The 15,533-nt window shown below is 39.1% G+C and carries 16 protein-coding genes; 5 read left to right on the top strand and 11 right to left on the bottom strand.

Going from position 1 to position 15,533, the window contains the following annotated elements; translation table 11 throughout:
• Window positions 1-15: 15 nt before the first annotated feature.
• The 7 genes from gldM to sucD all read right to left on the bottom strand — a co-directional run bounded on the left by gldM (window position 16) and on the right by sucD (window position 8,136).
• The gene (gene gldM, locus FZF08_RS19740; protein ID WP_159472015.1) at window positions 16-1,608 is read right to left on the bottom strand and encodes a gliding motility protein GldM; all 1,593 of its coding nucleotides are present in this window, start codon (window positions 1,606-1,608) and stop codon (window positions 16-18) included.
• A 96-nt stretch (window positions 1,609-1,704) separates the two neighbouring features.
• Window positions 1,705-2,523, bottom strand: a complete 819-nt coding sequence (gene gldL, locus FZF08_RS19735) for a gliding motility protein GldL (RefSeq protein ID WP_159472012.1) — start codon at window positions 2,521-2,523, stop codon at window positions 1,705-1,707.
• Window positions 2,524-2,639: 116 nt separating this feature from the next.
• Window positions 2,640-3,710: an SUMF1/EgtB/PvdO family nonheme iron enzyme gene (locus FZF08_RS19730; protein ID WP_159472009.1), complete on the bottom strand. Its 1,071-nt coding sequence runs from the start codon at window positions 3,708-3,710 to the stop codon at window positions 2,640-2,642.
• Window positions 3,711-4,077: 367 nt separating this feature from the next.
• Entirely contained in the window at window positions 4,078-5,055 is a 978-nt protein-coding gene (locus FZF08_RS19725) for a type IX secretion system membrane protein PorP/SprF (RefSeq protein ID WP_159471990.1), read from the bottom strand.
• Window positions 5,056-5,187: 132 nt separating this feature from the next.
• Window positions 5,188-5,970 carry a uroporphyrinogen-III synthase gene (locus FZF08_RS19720; RefSeq protein WP_159471987.1) on the bottom strand — a complete coding sequence of 261 codons (783 nt, stop codon included), beginning with the start codon at window positions 5,968-5,970 and terminating at the stop codon, window positions 5,188-5,190.
• A gap of 42 nt (window positions 5,971-6,012) precedes the next feature.
• The gene (locus FZF08_RS19715; protein ID WP_159471984.1) at window positions 6,013-7,194 is read right to left on the bottom strand and encodes a DUF4271 domain-containing protein; all 1,182 of its coding nucleotides are present in this window, start codon (window positions 7,192-7,194) and stop codon (window positions 6,013-6,015) included.
• A gap of 63 nt (window positions 7,195-7,257) precedes the next feature.
• Entirely contained in the window at window positions 7,258-8,136 is an 879-nt protein-coding gene (gene sucD / locus FZF08_RS19710; protein WP_159471981.1) for a succinate--CoA ligase subunit alpha, read from the bottom strand.
• Between the two features lie 104 nt (window positions 8,137-8,240).
• On the opposite strand from sucD, the gene FZF08_RS19705 reads away from it, so the two are divergent.
• Both FZF08_RS19705 and azu read left to right on the top strand, forming a co-directional pair.
• Window positions 8,241-8,843 carry a hypothetical protein gene (locus FZF08_RS19705; RefSeq protein ID WP_159471978.1) on the top strand — a complete coding sequence of 201 codons (603 nt, stop codon included), beginning with the start codon at window positions 8,241-8,243 and terminating at the stop codon, window positions 8,841-8,843.
• Between the two features lie 103 nt (window positions 8,844-8,946).
• Window positions 8,947-9,441: an azurin gene (gene azu / locus FZF08_RS19700; RefSeq protein WP_159471975.1), complete on the top strand. Its 495-nt coding sequence runs from the start codon at window positions 8,947-8,949 to the stop codon at window positions 9,439-9,441.
• Window positions 9,442-9,507: 66 nt separating this feature from the next.
• On the opposite strand, the gene FZF08_RS19695 is transcribed toward azu, so the two are convergent.
• Entirely contained in the window at window positions 9,508-10,050 is a 543-nt protein-coding gene (locus FZF08_RS19695; RefSeq protein WP_159471972.1) for a TlpA disulfide reductase family protein, read from the bottom strand.
• A gap of 200 nt (window positions 10,051-10,250) precedes the next feature.
• On the opposite strand from FZF08_RS19695, the gene FZF08_RS19690 reads away from it, so the two are divergent.
• Window positions 10,251-11,597 (top strand): tetratricopeptide repeat protein, encoded by a 1,347-nt coding sequence (locus FZF08_RS19690; protein ID WP_159471969.1) that lies wholly within the window; start codon window positions 10,251-10,253, stop codon window positions 11,595-11,597.
• A 73-nt stretch (window positions 11,598-11,670) separates the two neighbouring features.
• On the opposite strand, the gene FZF08_RS19685 is transcribed toward FZF08_RS19690, so the two are convergent.
• The 3 genes from FZF08_RS19685 to FZF08_RS19675 are packed head-to-tail and all read right to left on the bottom strand — an operon-like array spanning window position 11,671 to window position 13,332.
• Window positions 11,671-12,381 (bottom strand): superoxide dismutase, encoded by a 711-nt coding sequence (locus FZF08_RS19685; RefSeq protein ID WP_159471966.1) that lies wholly within the window; start codon window positions 12,379-12,381, stop codon window positions 11,671-11,673.
• Between the two features lie 26 nt (window positions 12,382-12,407).
• Entirely contained in the window at window positions 12,408-13,022 is a 615-nt protein-coding gene (gene recR / locus FZF08_RS19680; RefSeq protein WP_159471963.1) for a recombination mediator RecR, read from the bottom strand.
• 34 nt (window positions 13,023-13,056) lie between these two features.
• On the bottom strand, window positions 13,057-13,332 hold the full coding sequence (locus tag FZF08_RS19675) for an ATP-dependent Clp protease adaptor ClpS (RefSeq protein ID WP_159471960.1): 276 nt from the start codon (window positions 13,330-13,332) through the stop codon (window positions 13,057-13,059).
• Window positions 13,333-13,439: 107 nt separating this feature from the next.
• Here FZF08_RS19675 and FZF08_RS19670 point away from each other — a divergent pair, with 107 nt between their 5' ends.
• Window positions 13,440-14,897 (top strand): sodium:solute symporter, encoded by a 1,458-nt coding sequence (locus FZF08_RS19670; RefSeq protein ID WP_159471957.1) that lies wholly within the window; start codon window positions 13,440-13,442, stop codon window positions 14,895-14,897.
• Between the two features lie 107 nt (window positions 14,898-15,004).
• Complete coding sequence (locus FZF08_RS19665) at window positions 15,005-15,493, top strand: GtrA family protein (protein ID WP_159471954.1); 489 nt, start codon at window positions 15,005-15,007, stop codon at window positions 15,491-15,493.
• Window positions 15,494-15,533: the final 40 nt, after the last annotated feature.

Raw genomic sequence — 15,533 nt, 5'->3', positions numbered from 1 at the left:
AGCAAGTGCCTGTTGTTAATTAAGTGAAACAGTTCTGATAACCTGACCCATTTCAACTTCGCTAACGCTTCCTTTAAAATTCTGACGTTCTACTTTTAATACTTCAATCACATAACGATCACCAGGTTCTGCTTGTTGTGCCAAAGAAGAAATTGATCCACCACCACCTAAGCTGATCGGACTTCCGATACGTCTTGCTCCTCTTGCAAGAGAGATCTGAATCGAAGAAACGCGGAAACGTGCATCTTCAGGAGAGAAAGTTTTAAAGCTTTCATCTGCCAATGCTACAACCTGAATGCTACGTGCAGCGCTTGCAGCGATACCACGACGCTCATCAAGAGGACTTCCATTAACACGAATTTCAAGCGTTGGTTTCGGTACAAGTCTTACACGGAAACCATCAGTTCCCAAAACACTTCCCTGGTTGCTTACTGTTAAAGTCAACTGAGCTCTGTTAGGAACAATAGTGAATTTACCTTTTTGTCCACTGTTAATAATCTCTCCACCGTCTGTTGTAAAACTTGGAGCCCAAAGAGCGCCTAACGCAGGACTTTGAATACTTAGTTTATTTGCACAACCCAGATATAAAGGAGGCAAAGTACCTGTTTCAATCTGATAAGTAGGTTTTACTACGAAATATTCCTGTTTCAGGTTAACCGTTGTATCACGACCGGATGGAGTAGGGAAGGAGATTGCTCCTGTTAATTCACGACGTGCAATACCTTCTGCATTATAGCCACCGCCTTGTGCAGTGAACTCAATTTTACCAACACCATTTTCAACTTTAACACCGCCACCGTTCAAACTCATACGAGGTGTGATACCACTTGCCGAAGCAGCGATAAACATATCTCCTTTGAATTTAGTACCTGCTACAACTGTTTTAGCATCTGCGCTGATCATGGCAAGAATTCTGTCAAATTTAATGTCAGCAGCACCTACTTTACTTGCAAGGTAGCTCAACACTTCACTTTCCATTCTGCGGATATCAGTTTGCTTCTGGCTCAAAACTGCTAATGCAGCAGCAACAGGAGTTTCAGCAAAGTTCAGTTCAGCAAAATCTTTATTTCTTTGATCAACACTTGTTTTAGTAACAGGATCTTCCTTACCGTCCATCGCGATTGACTGGAACTTGGTAGGATTCATTGAACTCAAACGGTCTGTAAAAGCATTAAGATCTTGTTTTAGCTTATACGCTTTACCATTTTTCTTTCCTCCAATCATTAACTCACCAACTTTGGCTTCTTCGGAAGGATTTTTGATACCACCTTGCTCGTTTAATCCGCCACCGGCACTTGTAATGATTTCTTGTTTAAGCGTATTAATTTCATTTATAATGTCAGCCGAAGATTTCCGTACGTCATCAGCCTGCTTTAATACTGCAACATCCGCTGCACGGCTGCCCGACTTTTCAACTGCTGCTTTTATTTTTAGTACGGTTTCCTGGTTTATTTTATTGGCTGCTCCCGAAGATAGTTCCAAAGAATTGTTCAGTAGGACGAATTTTTCGATAATCGCTGAGCTTACCTGCAATGCGAGCATTGCTGTAAGAACCAGATACATCATTCCAATCATCTTCTGACGGGGTGTTTCTTTTCCACCTGCCATATTATTCAGTAATCAGTTATCAGTGATTAAATAGTTAAGATAACAAACAATAATAAGATCCTGTTAGGGTTTACAACACTGTTTGCCCGGTTGATATTATGCGTTACCACCACGCATGGCAGTTAACATATTACCATAAATACCGTTAAGTGAAGAAATATTAGTTGTCAGTTTTGACATCTCATTTTTAAACACTTGTGATTCTTTGGTTGCATCAGCCATATTTTCCATAGCAGCCGTAAGGTTACCGTAGAAAGCATTCATCGCTTTAAGGTGTTTTGTTGTATCCTGAAGTTCAAGTTCATAAACAGCATTCAAAGCACCCATGTTTTTAGTAATCTGCTGAAACTGGTCACGGTATGATTGAGCATCTTTCGTAGCATCGGCCATAGAAGTCATTGCTGTAATAGCAACACCGTATGACTTGTTCATATCGTTCATAGCAAGGGATGCAGATTTCACGTTTTTGGCGTAATCATTTGTTGCAACTGTTGCATCCGTCAAATCAGTGATTTTACCAACGGTATCAGAAAGGTTTTTGAATCCTTTTCCCAGGCTATCAAAAACGTCAGGAGATATTTTGGCGTTGTCAAGCATAGTATCCAGTTTGGCAGTAATGCCGCTTCCAGCCGATGAACCGCCGCGAGTGATCGCCGGTCCGTTATAATCTTCAGCAAGTTCAGGATAGACACGTGTCCAGTCCGGATCAGAATTTGTTGATTGCGTTATTGTTTGCAATGCATATAATAAGAAAATACCAACTTCTGTCCCAAGACCTAATGTAAGCATTTCACTTCCTCCATCCCAATGCTGAATTTTAAATAAAGCTCCCATAATAACAACTGCAGCACCTGCGCTGTAAATTGTTGGTACTAGTTTGTCCCATAAAAAACTAGATCCGTTACTCTTAGCCATACGAATTGAAATAAATTATAGTGAATAGTGATATTAAAATTTGTTGTATTTATAAAATGATGACGCAAAGAAGGGAGCAGTGTCACAAAACGCTGCTACTTCTTTGCGTAAATTTCTTAGCGACGGGAACGTCCACCCGCACGACCATTAACATTATCCATCACGCAACGGAAACCGATAAAGGCTCTGCGTTCAGTTTCGTACTCATAGGTACGTGTTCCGGTTTGAAGGAAATAAGCAACATCCTTCCATGATCCGCCTTTTACAACTTTACGAGGCTCGTCAGGATTGTCATATCTTGGGTTCATATCCCAAACAATTGCAGTTGCGTTGTCGGTAAATGCATCAAGTGTCCATTCCGCTACGTTTCCAGCCATATTATATAAACCAAAATCATTTGGATTGTAGGCATTTGCAGGAGCCGTATAAGGATATCCATCGGCATCGTAATTTCCACGCTGTGGTTTAAAGTTTGCCAGGAAGCAACCTTTGGTATTCATTGTATATGGATTTCCCCATGGATATTTTGCCACTGCGCGTCCACCACGTGCTGCCCATTCCCATTCTGCTTCGCTAGGTAACCGGAAAGCAGTTGAATTGAACTGACCTTCTTTATTTTGGTAATCGTGATAAAGATTTGTACGCCATTTTGCAAAATACTGAGCGCCCAACCAGCTAACTCCTACAACAGGATAAGTATCGAAGCCAGGATGCTGATAGTAATATTCAACAAAAGGATCTCCGTTGGAATAAGCAAAATCTTTTTTCCATGCCGTAGTATCCGGATAGTATTTAGTCATAATCTCTTCTTCTCCCAGTACGGAAACAGAGTCAACAAGAAGTGCATTCACGAATTGACGATATTCGTTGTTCGTAATCTCGGTGTCGTCCATGAAGAAAGAACTGATCGTTACGCGACGGTTCATATTATTCATCGAAGCTGCAATATCTTCATCAGCCTGCCCCATTGTAAACGAACCTGACGGTATCATAACCATACCTGCCGGTGTTGTTTGTTTGAACCCTTTACGCGCCGTTGCGGTGATTTCGCCATTCGCGATGCCGACGTCTTCTTTTCCTCCCTTGCCAAATTTATTTTTGATAAACCCGCAACTTTGCATCAGCATAAGAGCAACTATCAAAAGCAAACTTTTGACTCCATCCCGATAGATCACTTTAACATTCATAGTGGTTTTTGATATTTGAAATAATAAATGTTAGCCTAAAAACGTCAACCGATTAATATATAGTATACTTAAAATAAAAACAAAAGTAACGAACCACTAAAAATGAATGAGAAAGCTGAAAAGGAAAAGCCTATCTGATTTTACCCGAATCATTTATTCGACTTAACGTAAGAACGCATGTCGTTGGTATAACACTTGAAAATTTTACAAATATAAATCAAAGTTTTGCAAACTGAATGACATGTACCCGGGGCCATCATTAAAAATATAAGAAATTAAATGCCCTTTTTTTGATCAAATAGCAATGTTTTGCTTTTTGATTGTACATATTGATGATTTTGCCAAGTACTCATATTTGCCTCAAAAATCAGAATCTGAATCGTGGAGTCCTGATTATTGTTTTCTTACCAAATTTAGGAGAAGGTAGGGCATAGGATAACATTACTTCAAAAGAAGATGGTGATTTTGCTTTATTTCCACCAATAACCAAATCATAGGCACCGGATAATCTCAGAGATTGATCAGACAATAAATAAATTCCACCCATGATGATAAAATAGGTATCCTGTTGTCTGTAAGTTGCTCCGGCCCAGTACTTTTTATTATATGTCACGGTAGCTCCTCCTTCCACAGAAACTGTGGTGATATCTGATTTTACCAAAACAATGGGCTGAACATCAAGTAAGTAACCCAACTCAATGTTAACACCTGCATTAAGATAAACTGTTTTTGGTAAAGGATTTGTTGCTGTTGCGGATCCAAGTTTGTATTTCGGTTCCAATAAATGATTTAATGATGCGCCTACATAAAATGCATCGCTTGTATAACGTACACCCACAGAGAAATCAGGATTCATTTCAGAAACAGTTCCGGTCTGTATTAAAGGATCATCCGGATCACGTGCCCGAAGTTTACTGTAATCGATTGATTGTCTGAATAGTCCTGCACTAGCTCCAACATGCAAATTTCCACCTGCAAGCGGAAAATGATAAGAAGCAGATAATTTAAAATCCTGATTGGTGCGTGGCCCCGTCTTGTCGTTTAGGGCATAAAAACCAATTCCAAAATTCTTTACAGGCATGCTGAAAGAAAAAAGCTGCGTTGAAAGAGCCCCTCCTTCGTCATTATTCGTACCCTGATAGCCGACATACTGCGTACGGTGTGTAAGCTGGAATTTGGTCAACCCGTCTGCACCTGCTGCCGCAGGATTAAGATAAAGCTGATTTAAAGAAAAAAGGCTGAATTGAGCATCCGTTTGTGCAAACGCTCCGAAAGATATTGTTAGTAATAATATCCCAAATATATAGCCCCATTCAGTATTACGATAGATAAACGTCAAGGTCATGCGTATGGATTAGGTTAAAGAACACTTGAGTGCTTAAGAGGTTTATTTCATAACGCATATTCTGGAAAAAAATTGATATAATAATAAAAAAGGCCGGGAAATTTTCTCGGCCTTTTTAGTAAGCAGGTTATGCTAAATATTATTTGCTTTGCGGATGTACAAATCCAGTGCTCCAGTCATTGATGGGGCATTAGGTAAAGGCGCCTGAATATCAAGAATTAACCCTGCATCTTCAACCGCTTTTGCCGTTGTAGGACCAAAGGCTGCAATACGTGTCACATTTTGTTTGAAATCCGGGAAGTTGTCCAAAAGTGACTTAATTCCTGATGGACTAAAAAATGCTATAATATCGTAGTAAACATCTTCGAGATCTGAAAGATCTGCGGAAACGGTTTGATACATCGTTGCTTCTGTAAACTGGAACTCTTCTAAATCTGCGAATTCCGGAATTTCATTTTTGCGTACATCAGAACACGGGTAAAGGAATTTTTCCTTTTTGTGTTTACGGATCAGCTCAATTAATTCAACAGCGGTTTTCGTTCCTGCAAAGATTTTACGTTTGCGGATAACGATATACTTCTGAAGATAATTTGCTGTCTGTTCTGAAATACAAAAATATTTCATAGTAGCCGGAACTTCTATGCGCCCTTCTGTGCAAATTCTGAAGAAATGATCAATGGCGTTACGACTTGTGAAAATCACGGCCGTGTGATCCAGGATATTAATCTTTTGCTTACGAAACTCTTTGTAAGAGACTCCGTCTATCTTGATAAATGGCCGAAAATCCACTTTAATGCCATATTTCTTAGCTATCTCAAAATAAGGGGAATTTTCATCGGCCGGCCTTGATTGGCTTACCAGAATACTGGTAACCTTTTTGAGCCGATCCTGATCAAATTTGATGGTCTCACTCATGTATAATTCTCATTAGTTTAATTTCAAAATCATCCCTGAAACTTACATAGCGAACTTTATGCCGATAATCAACGGGATTATTTCGATGACGCAAAGGTACGAAAATAAATACAGATTAATAAACGATGCCGGCGGCTTAGTCACAACATAAAGTGTAAAGAACCTTGCCACGTAAAAAATCAGGAAAGGAAACATGATATAAGGGCGCAGCGGAACAAGCCAGATGGCATTGTTCAGACTTAGCATAAAAACAAGAAGAAACAGGGCAACATAAAAGAAGTAGGAGGATTGGATTATTTTTAGGAACAAGGTTTCTACAAGCTTATCAAGATTAAGCATTTCTCCTACCAAAACCATAAAAATATATTTGCCATAAGTCAGCAAAAAAAAGATTGCCGAGAGCATGAAAAAATCGACCAGAAATTGAATAAGGTTTGATTCTTCCGAAAGAATTGCAGAAACAGAAAATAGGTTCAGCTTGTTATTGGCAAAAAATACCAGCACAAATGCCATCAGCATTGACACAATAATGACCAGAAATATAACGGTGTTGCTGTATGGTTTATTTAATTTTGAAAGTTGATCCCTCGGATCGTTGTTGAAAAGTTCCAGCGGGTTGATAAGCCTTGAAAAAGCAAGAGGATTGACGTTAAAAATCCACACATTCAGGATCAGAATGACCAGCATGGCAAGGATGGAAAAATTTCCAAAAGGAGAAAAATTAATTGGTTTTATATTGATTAAAGTGGATGCTGTTTTCTCAATTACCCCGCTTGCATCCTGTGATTTCTTGTTGCAAATGAGCACGTCCTTATCATCAATACCCGCATTTCCATAAATGGAAAGCAATAATTCTTCTTTTTTATAAATACGAGAAAGGCTGTCGATGTTAAGTTCAAGCCATTGATGTGCAACTATTTTTTTTTGAAGTGCTCCTTCTAAGAACAAATAGCTTTCATTTTCTGCTTTAACAAGAAGAAAATATCTGCGGTTTTTTAGTAAATCAATATATAAACTGACCGACTTGGTGCCCTCATTTATTCCTTTTGAGAATGGAACGTAGTTTTTGTACTGATTACTATAAACCAGCCAGTCGTTTTGATAATCGTAAACAGGGAAAAATTGTTCGGGAGGCAAAGCTTTGACAGCTCCCCGGGTATTGGCCCCGGCGAAAAGTAAAATCGTAGTAACGACCAGAAAAAGCAGTGAATGAATGGACTTCATTGCTACAAGAAAGGGCGGGGTTTCCCCAGCCCTTTCAAAAAAAATTATATTGTTGATTTTGAATTATCTTCTTCCAAGAGCTGTAAGCATGGTTTCGCCGATAAGTGCAGGAGATTCTGCAACAAAAATACCTGACTCTTCCATGATACGGATTTTAGCTTCCGCTGTATCGTCAGCTCCACCGATAATGGCACCCGCATGGCCCATACGACGACCTTTTGGAGCAGTTTTACCAGCAATAAATCCTACAACAGGTTTAAGGTTTCCGCTTGCTTTGATGTAGTTCGCTGCGTCAGCTTCCATACTTCCGCCAATTTCACCGATCATCACAATCGCTTCTGTTTCAGGATCGTTCATCAATAACTCAACAGCTTCTTTCGTAGTTGTACCAATGATCGGGTCACCACCGATACCGATTGCAGTTGTTTGTCCAAGACCTGCACGTGTAAGCTGATCTACTGCTTCGTACGTCAGTGTTCCGGATTTGGAAACAATTCCTACGGTTCCTTTTTTGAAGATGAAACCTGGCATGATACCAACTTTACATTCTTCCGCAGTAATAACACCTGGACAGTTAGGGCCGATCAAACGAACATTTTTACCTTGTAGATATTGTTTCGCCTGCATCATATCCTTTGTAGGGATACCTTCGGTAATACAAACGATTACACCAATACCAGCGTCAGCTGCTTCCATGATAGCATCAGCGGCAAAAGCCGGAGGTACAAAAATGATCGCCACGTCAGCGCCTGTGGCACGCACAGACTGTTCTACTGTATTGAATACAGGTCTGTCAAGGTGAAAAAGTCCTCCTTTGCCCGGAGTAACACCGCCTACTACGTTAGTTCCGTATTCGATCATTTGCTGGGCATGAAAAGAACCTTCAGAACCCGTAAATCCCTGAACTATAATCTTAGAATTTTTATTAACTAAAACGCTCATGTTGGTAAATCAGTTTTTTTGGTAAAAGTAGCTCGAAAAGCACGAAGTAGCAAAATGAAACTATAATTTGTAACTTGCTTTACTGATAATCTTGAAAATTGCCCATGAATATACTGACGAATTCCCATATCTTTTCAAATCTGGTTTTAAGTATTGCAGGTGTGCTTGTCTTTTTGAAATATTTCAAGGCTCAGACAATAGAAAGCCGTTTATTATGGGGGATTTTTTTGTTAAGTATTTCAATAAATGCTGCGGTAGAACTTCTGGTATTTGCCGGTGTTGAAAAACTGAAATTCATACATATAATAACACAGGCAGCTGAAATGACTTTAGGTGCAATTTGTCTGGTTGTAGCTTCTTTTAGTTTGATATTAAAGTATAATCCCACGATAGTTGTAATGTTATCTACTCTTATCCTGGGCATGACGTTATTTTTAAGCATACTTATATACAACGTTCCATACGTAGGACTTATAATACAGCCGTTCTGTATTATTGTCACTTTATGCATTTCTTGTCTGGGACTGGCATATCGGCAAAAAAGTGCTCTATGGGTCGTTATGGCTATGACTTTACTCGCTGTTTCAGCAAAATCACAGTCCATTCCTTTGCCGATGCATCCGCTGGATTTGAACCATTATATTATTGTCCTGTCTATAATTTGCGTTGGCCGTGCGGTTCAGGACCAGTATAAAATTCTTTTCTGATATTTTATTCCAAACAAATGTTAATGCATTCTTTTTTTATTGTTCTGTATACTAACTTGCATCAGTTAAATTTCAATAAACAAAGTTTATCCATATCCTGATTATGAAAATGATTAAGTCCAGCGCCTTGCTTCTTGCCGCAGTTTTGGCTTTCGGAGCGGTTTCTGTTAGCCCGTTACAGGCGAAATCACTTGGTACTACTGAAGTACGCGATGTTAAGCAAGTAAAAACTATCTTAATCAAAGGTAGTGATGCTATGCAATATGATGTTAAGGAAATGAAAGTTAAAGCAGGACAAAAAATTAAGTTGACGCTTACCCACTCGGGTAAATTGGCTAAGGCTGCTATGGGTCATAACTTTGTTTTGCTAAAACCAGGTACTGACATTGCTGCATTCGCTTCAAAAGCTGCTGCTGCAAGAGAAACTGAATATATTCCTAAATCGGAAGAAGCAAGTATCATCGCTCACACTAAATTAGTTGGTGGCGGAGAAAGCGATACAATCGAATTCACAGCTCCTAAAAAAGGAACTTACACGTACATTTGCAGCTTCCCTGGTCACTATGCTTTGATGAAAGGTACTTTCATCGTTGAATAGTAAGCAGCTGTAAACGCATAAAAAAATCGATCTGGAAATTCCAGACCGATTTTTTTATGTATGCTGTTAAATTTCTGCCAGTTGCTTTTCAATCAAACTATTAATTTCCGGCGTGTCCCATTGGGATGCACCCACTTCCTGCGCTATTACTTTTCCTTTGTAAATAATATAGGTCCTCGGAATTGCATTTCCATCCAATGCCGGAGGATATGCGCCTGCAAACTGATAAAAAGGAAGCTGGTATCCTTTGCGCGCTATAAAAGGATTGACCGTTGCAGCGTCTTCGTCAGAAACAATAAAAAAATCGATCTTTTTATTGGTCTTATATTTGTTGTATAAAGTTTGAATTCCAGGCATTTCCATGTTACAAGGTCCGCACCAAGTTGCCCAGACGTTTAAGAATATTAACTTGTTTTCGTCCATCGCAACAACATTTCCGTTTAGATCAGTCAGGGAGGAAAGATAAACGGATGACGAAACTTCCGGTTGGGATACTAAATTTTCACCAGATGGAATATCTGTTTTAGGAGCGAAAACAACAAAATAAATGGCTACAAAAGCCAGAATTGATAAAGCAAAAATAAGGAGTTTTTTGGGTGTGCTGTTCATAATGTATAAGCGTAATAATATTGATACAACGAATGTTAGAATTTTTTCTATCTACAAAAGTAGTTATATTATGTAAGATATGAATTCAATGCAAAGCTTCAAAAAATAGAGAACTTGTTTGCAAATCGCAGTCATAATTTGAATACTTTTATAACCCTATTAACATCATAAATCCTTATCTATTGAAAAACTATACATTCATGAAAGTTAAACAAGTTCTTCTTCCTCTTATTTTTACAATTTTGATTTTGCCTTATCAGATTTTAGCCCAACGATCCGCAGCTGAATATTTTGAAGAAGGAAATACCAAAGCCCGTGCAAGTGATTTTGCCGGCGCTCTTCAGGCCTATAGTGTGGTGGTTTCGATCAATCCTGAACATGCACCGAGTTATTTCAACAGAGGATTGGCAAAAGCCAATTTAAAGGATCATCGCGGTGCTATTCTGGATTATGATCATGCTATTGAAATTAATCCCAAAGAAGCCCTGTATTACCAGAGCCGCGGTGTGAGTAAAAGTATGCAGGATGATTATCGCGCAGCAATCCAGGATTACACAAGAGCCATTGAATTAAGTCCGGAAGATGCAAAATCGTTTTATAACCGCGGTGTTAGTTATGCCAAACTGGAAAATCACCGGAGCGCGATGGCGGATCTTGACAAATCATTAACACTGGATCCTGGCGATGTAGCGGCCTTATATGCACGTGGAAACTGCAAACAGCATTTACATGAATATGCAGGTAGTCTGGCCGATTTTTCAAAGGTTATTGAAATTAGTCCTAAACGCGCGGGAGCATATGCCGGTAGGGGAAATGCAAAAATCGAGCTGAATGATTTCGCGGGTGCAGCAGCTGATTTTACAAAAGCAATAGAATTAAGTCCGAACGAAAGTTCATATTATGATAAAAGAGGTTTTGCTAAAAATAAAATCGAGGATTTTCAGGGTGCTATTGCAGATTATGACAAAACATTACAGATTGAACCTGAAAACTATAAAGCTTACTATGGAAGGGGTTTTTCGAAAACAAAATTAAATGACCAGCGCGGAGCGGTTATTGATCTGACAAAAGCAATCGAAATAAAAAACCTTTACATTTCAGATCCTAAAAAAATCGTTTATGAAGGAAAAATAACAAAAAGTATTCTGGACGAATTGCGTAATCAGGTGAAGGAACATATCAAAATAGATGATCTTACAACCGAACGTTCGGAAGCATATTATATCCGCGGCGTCAGTAAATCGAAAAGTGGAGATAGTAAAGGAGCATTACTGGACATCAGCACGGCGGTTGAATTAAATCCGACGTATGCCGATGCTTATTTTTCAAGAGGATTGATAAAATCATCCATTGGAGATCAAATGAGTGCAATTCTGGATTTTTCAAGTTCAATAAAACTAAAATCCAATTTCCCGGAAGCATATTATATCAGGGGAATTATCAAGCACAGCCTTGGACAGGTTAATGAAGGTTGTCTGGATTTAAGCAGAGCGGGAGAACTTGGTTATATGCCTTCTTATAAGGTAATCAGCAGCTACTGCAATTAATGGTTAATGATCAATTGTTAATGGTTAATGACTCAGAATTAGACATTAACCATTAACACTTAACCATTAATAATTATGCTTTTTTTAGGTTCTCAGCTACCTTATCCCAGTTTACAACATTCCAGAATGCGGCTATATAGTCAGCACGTTTGTTTTGGTAATGCAGGTAATATGCGTGTTCCCACACATCCAGTCCCAAAATCGGCGTTCCCTTTACTTCTGCGATATCCATGATCGGGTTGTCCTGATTTGCAGTGGAACTAATGGCAAGTTTGCCGTCTTTTGCAGTTAACCATGCCCAGCCAGATCCGAAACGGGTTGTAGCTGCTTTGCCAAATGCTTCTTTAAATTTGTCAAAAGAACCGAATTGTGCATTGATTGCATCAGCAACTGCTCCTTTTGGAGCACCACCTTTTCCAGCGCCCATCACTTCCCAGAAGAAAGTATGGTTCCAGTGTCCGCCTGCATTGTTACGTATTGCAGCCGGCGCTTTTCCAGCCATTTTTACGATTTCTTCAAGCGTTTTCTTTTCGTATTCTGTACCTTTTACAGCATCGTTCAGATTTTTTACATAGGCAGCATGATGTTTGCCATAATGTATTTCCATCGTCATTTTATCTATACTCGGTTCCAAAGCTGCAAAATCGTAAGGAAGCGGAGCCTGTTTGAAGGGCGCAGTTTCAAGCAATATTCCTGATGAAGTTTTTGCAAATGCGAAATCAGCAAGTGCGCCAACGGCCAAAGAGCCTCCGGCTAATGTGCGCAAAAAATCTGTTCTATTCATAATACTTTGATTTTTAAATAAACATTTCAATCGTAAGCCACCCGGCTAACGATACTGCGACCAAGTGTTATTTCGTCAGCATATTCAAGATCACCGCCAATAGGGATTCCACGGGCAATAGTACTCACCTTGACTTCGCTGGGTTTTAATTTTTTCTGTAAATAAAAGGCAGTTGTGTCGCCTTCCATAGTAGGACTTAGCGCAAGAATAATTTCCTGCACACGATCATCCTGCGGAGCTGACTCAATCCTTTTTATCAGTGAATCGATATTAAGATCTGATGGCCCTATTCCTTCCAGAGGGGAAATAATCCCGCCCAGGACATGATACAAACCTTTGAATTGGCTGGTAGCTTCTATCGCCAAAACATCCCTTGTATCCACAACAACGCAGATAATCGAAGAATCACGTTTTGGATTCTTGCAGATATTGCAAAATTCTTCATCGGAAATATTATGGCATTGAACGCAGTAACAGGTTTGCGTCCGCATTTTCAGGAGCGCTTCTGACAGCCCACGGGTTTGCTGTTCGTCACGTTTCAGTAAGTGTAAAGCAAGGCGGAGCGCTGTTTTTTTTCCGATTCCTGGAAGCCGGGAAATTTCACTGACTGCATCCTCAATAAGACGGGACGGATAATTCATGTGTAGCAATAAAGTAAGTAACCGCCGATTTTAATTAATGAATCTCTGCTGAAATACCTCTCCTGCAAATTTCATTCCTCATACTGGCCAGTTCTTCAAATTCTCCCTCTTTAACAGAACATTTTCCTTTAAAGTGGATAATCAGGGTACACTGTTCGGCTTGTTCGCTGGTATGTTTACAAACCTCCATTAAAGTATCTATAACCCAGTCAAATGTATTTATATCATCATTATAAACGACCAGCTTCATCAAATCGGTCTCAACCGTTTTTTCGAGAATTTCTGTATCTGTTTCTATTAGCACTTGCATAACAACCAAATTTCTGTTTGTTTAGCAAATCTAATCAAAAGTGGAGATTATTCGAAGTCTTTTATCACCTCTTTTATTATTCATGCTTTCTTAAAACCCACAGGTGAATGAATCCCTACATTTCTTTAATTATTCTAATTGTCTATTTCGCAATGCTGATTACGGTGTCGGTTTACACCTCTCGCGGAGCAGATACTAATACCTTTTTTACCGCCAACAGGCAGTCGCCCTGGTACTTGGTTGCCTTCGGGATGATCGGAACTTCTTTATCCGGCGTTACCTTTATTTCTGTTCCCGGAGCAGTTGCCAATATCCAGTTTTCGTATTTCCAGGTTGTTATCGGATACATTTTTGGTTATCTGGTTATCGGTACCGTTTTGTTGCCACTTTACTATCGTTTGAACCTGATTTCAATTTATTCTTATTTAGAACAACGTTTTGGTTTCTGGTCATATAAAACCGGTTCGGCTGTTTTTCTTTTGTCAAGAACAGTGGGTTCTGCTGTGCGTTTATATGTTGCCGCTCAGGTTTTGCAGATTGCGCTTTTTAAGCCGCTTGGTGTTCCATTTGAGGTTGCGGTAGCAATTACAATTCTCTTGATCTGGATTTATACGTTTAAAGGAGGTGTGAAAACAATTATTGTGACGGATACGCTTCAAACCTTTTTCCTGGTAACAGCTGTTATCCTTACCATTGTTTTGGTTTCACAGGAGCTCAATCTTCATGGTCTTTCAGATGTCTGGAATACAGTTCAGGACAGTGGTTATTCCAAGATTTTTTACTGGGATTTTAACGACTCAAAGAATTTCTTTAAGCAGTTTTTTGCGGGTATGTTCATCGCTATTGTGATGACTGGAATGGATCAGGATTTGATGCAAAAGAATTTAACCTGTAAGAATATCGGTGAAGCGCAGAAAAATATGTTCTGGTTTACAGCCGTTTTAGTGGTCGTGAATTTCCTGTTTTTGTCACTTGGTGCCTTGCTTTACGTATATGCAGCAGCGAAAGGAATTCCTGTAACTGCCAGGACTGATGAATTTTACCCGATGCTGGCACTCAATCATTTAGGTCTGGCTGTTGGCATTACCTTCTTGCTAGGTATTACGGCAGCGACTTATGCAAGTTCAGATTCTGCGCTTACTGCACTTACAACGGCCTTTTGTATCGACTTTATGGAGATTGAGAAAAAACCGGAAGAAAAGCGTTCCAATATTAAGTTCTGGGTACACATCGGGTTTTCAGTTTTGTTCTATGTTGTGATTTTAATTTTCAACAGGCTAAATAATAAAGAGGTGATCACCGCTATTTTCGATCTCGCCGGTTATACTTATGGTCCGTTACTCGGATTATTTGTTTTTGGTTTATATCTGAAAAGACCGGTTATCGACCGCTACGTTCCTTTTGTTTGTATCCTCGCGCCGATTTTGACTTACTATATCAATAATCATTCAGAAGAATGGTTTAACGGATATAAATTCGGTTTTGAAAGATTGATCATTAACGGGCTGATTACCTTCATCGGACTTTGGCTGCTTACTGATAATAAGGCAAAGAAACTGGCTTGAATTTAAATCATAATTAAAAAACGGGATCGACTGGAAACTTTAACTTTCAGTCAATCCCGTTTTTTTTAGATAGTTTTGACAAAAGATTAAATAACGAACACATTATTTTGAAAAATGACTTACTAAACCTGCGCGATATCTTTGCATACTTTCTGGTTGCAGCGGCAGGTGTTCTGATACAGCTTATAATAGGTACGCTTGCACAGGATTGGTTTGCGATTACTTACATTCAGTCGCTTACGGCGGGATATGCGGTTGCCTTTGTGGCGGGTTTCTTCCTTACTAAAATATTTGCCTTTAATACCAAAAATAAAACAAAGAGCAAAAGGGAAATGATCAAATTCGCTTTGGTAGCAGCCCTTTCATTTTGCATAACGGTTTATGGTTCCGATGCCTTGTTTAGACTTTCCCTTACACTGGTCGGTCAATATAAAATCATGATACCTTTTTCCATAAAACTGGTGGATATCAATAAGTTATTTAGCCAGCTGACTTGTATGGGTATAAGTTTTATCAGCAATTACATTCTTCACAAAAAATTTACTTTCCAGGATACAGGATTTTACGACCGTTTAAAAAGTTTGCTGAGCAAGTAAAAGGTCTACATTTTTCATTTAAAATAATCTGTCAGTTTTT

Origin of the sequence: Dyadobacter sp. 3J3 (assembly GCF_009801115.1) — a bacterium.
In the GTDB taxonomy this organism is placed as follows: Bacteria; Bacteroidota; Bacteroidia; order Cytophagales; family Spirosomataceae; genus Dyadobacter.
Note: the sequence above shows the minus strand (reverse complement) of the source record. Positions and strands in the feature narration are given on the sequence as shown.

Excerpts from the sequence above, each read along its gene's own strand:
- FZF08_RS19705 (WP_159471978.1), top strand. The coding sequence starts at position 8,241 with ATGAATATACTGACGAATTCCCATATCTTTTCAAATCTGGTTTTAAGT.
- FZF08_RS19690 (WP_159471969.1), top strand. The coding sequence starts at position 10,251 with ATGAAAGTTAAACAAGTTCTTCTTCCTCTTATTTTTACAATTTTGATT.
- FZF08_RS19670 (WP_159471957.1), top strand. The coding sequence starts at position 13,440 with ATGAATCCCTACATTTCTTTAATTATTCTAATTGTCTATTTCGCAATG.
- FZF08_RS19675 (WP_159471960.1), bottom strand. The coding sequence starts at position 13,332 with ATGCAAGTGCTAATAGAAACAGATACAGAAATTCTCGAAAAAACGGTT.
- azu (WP_159471975.1), top strand. The coding sequence starts at position 8,947 with ATGAAAATGATTAAGTCCAGCGCCTTGCTTCTTGCCGCAGTTTTGGCT.
- sucD (WP_159471981.1), bottom strand. The coding sequence starts at position 8,136 with ATGAGCGTTTTAGTTAATAAAAATTCTAAGATTATAGTTCAGGGATTT.
- FZF08_RS19720 (WP_159471987.1), bottom strand. The coding sequence starts at position 5,970 with ATGAGTGAGACCATCAAATTTGATCAGGATCGGCTCAAAAAGGTTACC.
- FZF08_RS19725 (WP_159471990.1), bottom strand. The coding sequence starts at position 5,055 with ATGACCTTGACGTTTATCTATCGTAATACTGAATGGGGCTATATATTT.
- FZF08_RS19715 (WP_159471984.1), bottom strand. The coding sequence starts at position 7,194 with ATGAAGTCCATTCATTCACTGCTTTTTCTGGTCGTTACTACGATTTTA.
- FZF08_RS19685 (WP_159471966.1), bottom strand. The coding sequence starts at position 12,381 with ATGAATAGAACAGATTTTTTGCGCACATTAGCCGGAGGCTCTTTGGCC.
- gldL (WP_159472012.1), bottom strand. The coding sequence starts at position 2,523 with ATGGCTAAGAGTAACGGATCTAGTTTTTTATGGGACAAACTAGTACCA.
- gldM (WP_159472015.1), bottom strand. The coding sequence starts at position 1,608 with ATGGCAGGTGGAAAAGAAACACCCCGTCAGAAGATGATTGGAATGATG.
- recR (WP_159471963.1), bottom strand. The coding sequence starts at position 13,022 with ATGAATTATCCGTCCCGTCTTATTGAGGATGCAGTCAGTGAAATTTCC.
- FZF08_RS19695 (WP_159471972.1), bottom strand. The coding sequence starts at position 10,050 with ATGAACAGCACACCCAAAAAACTCCTTATTTTTGCTTTATCAATTCTG.
- FZF08_RS19730 (WP_159472009.1), bottom strand. The coding sequence starts at position 3,710 with ATGAATGTTAAAGTGATCTATCGGGATGGAGTCAAAAGTTTGCTTTTG.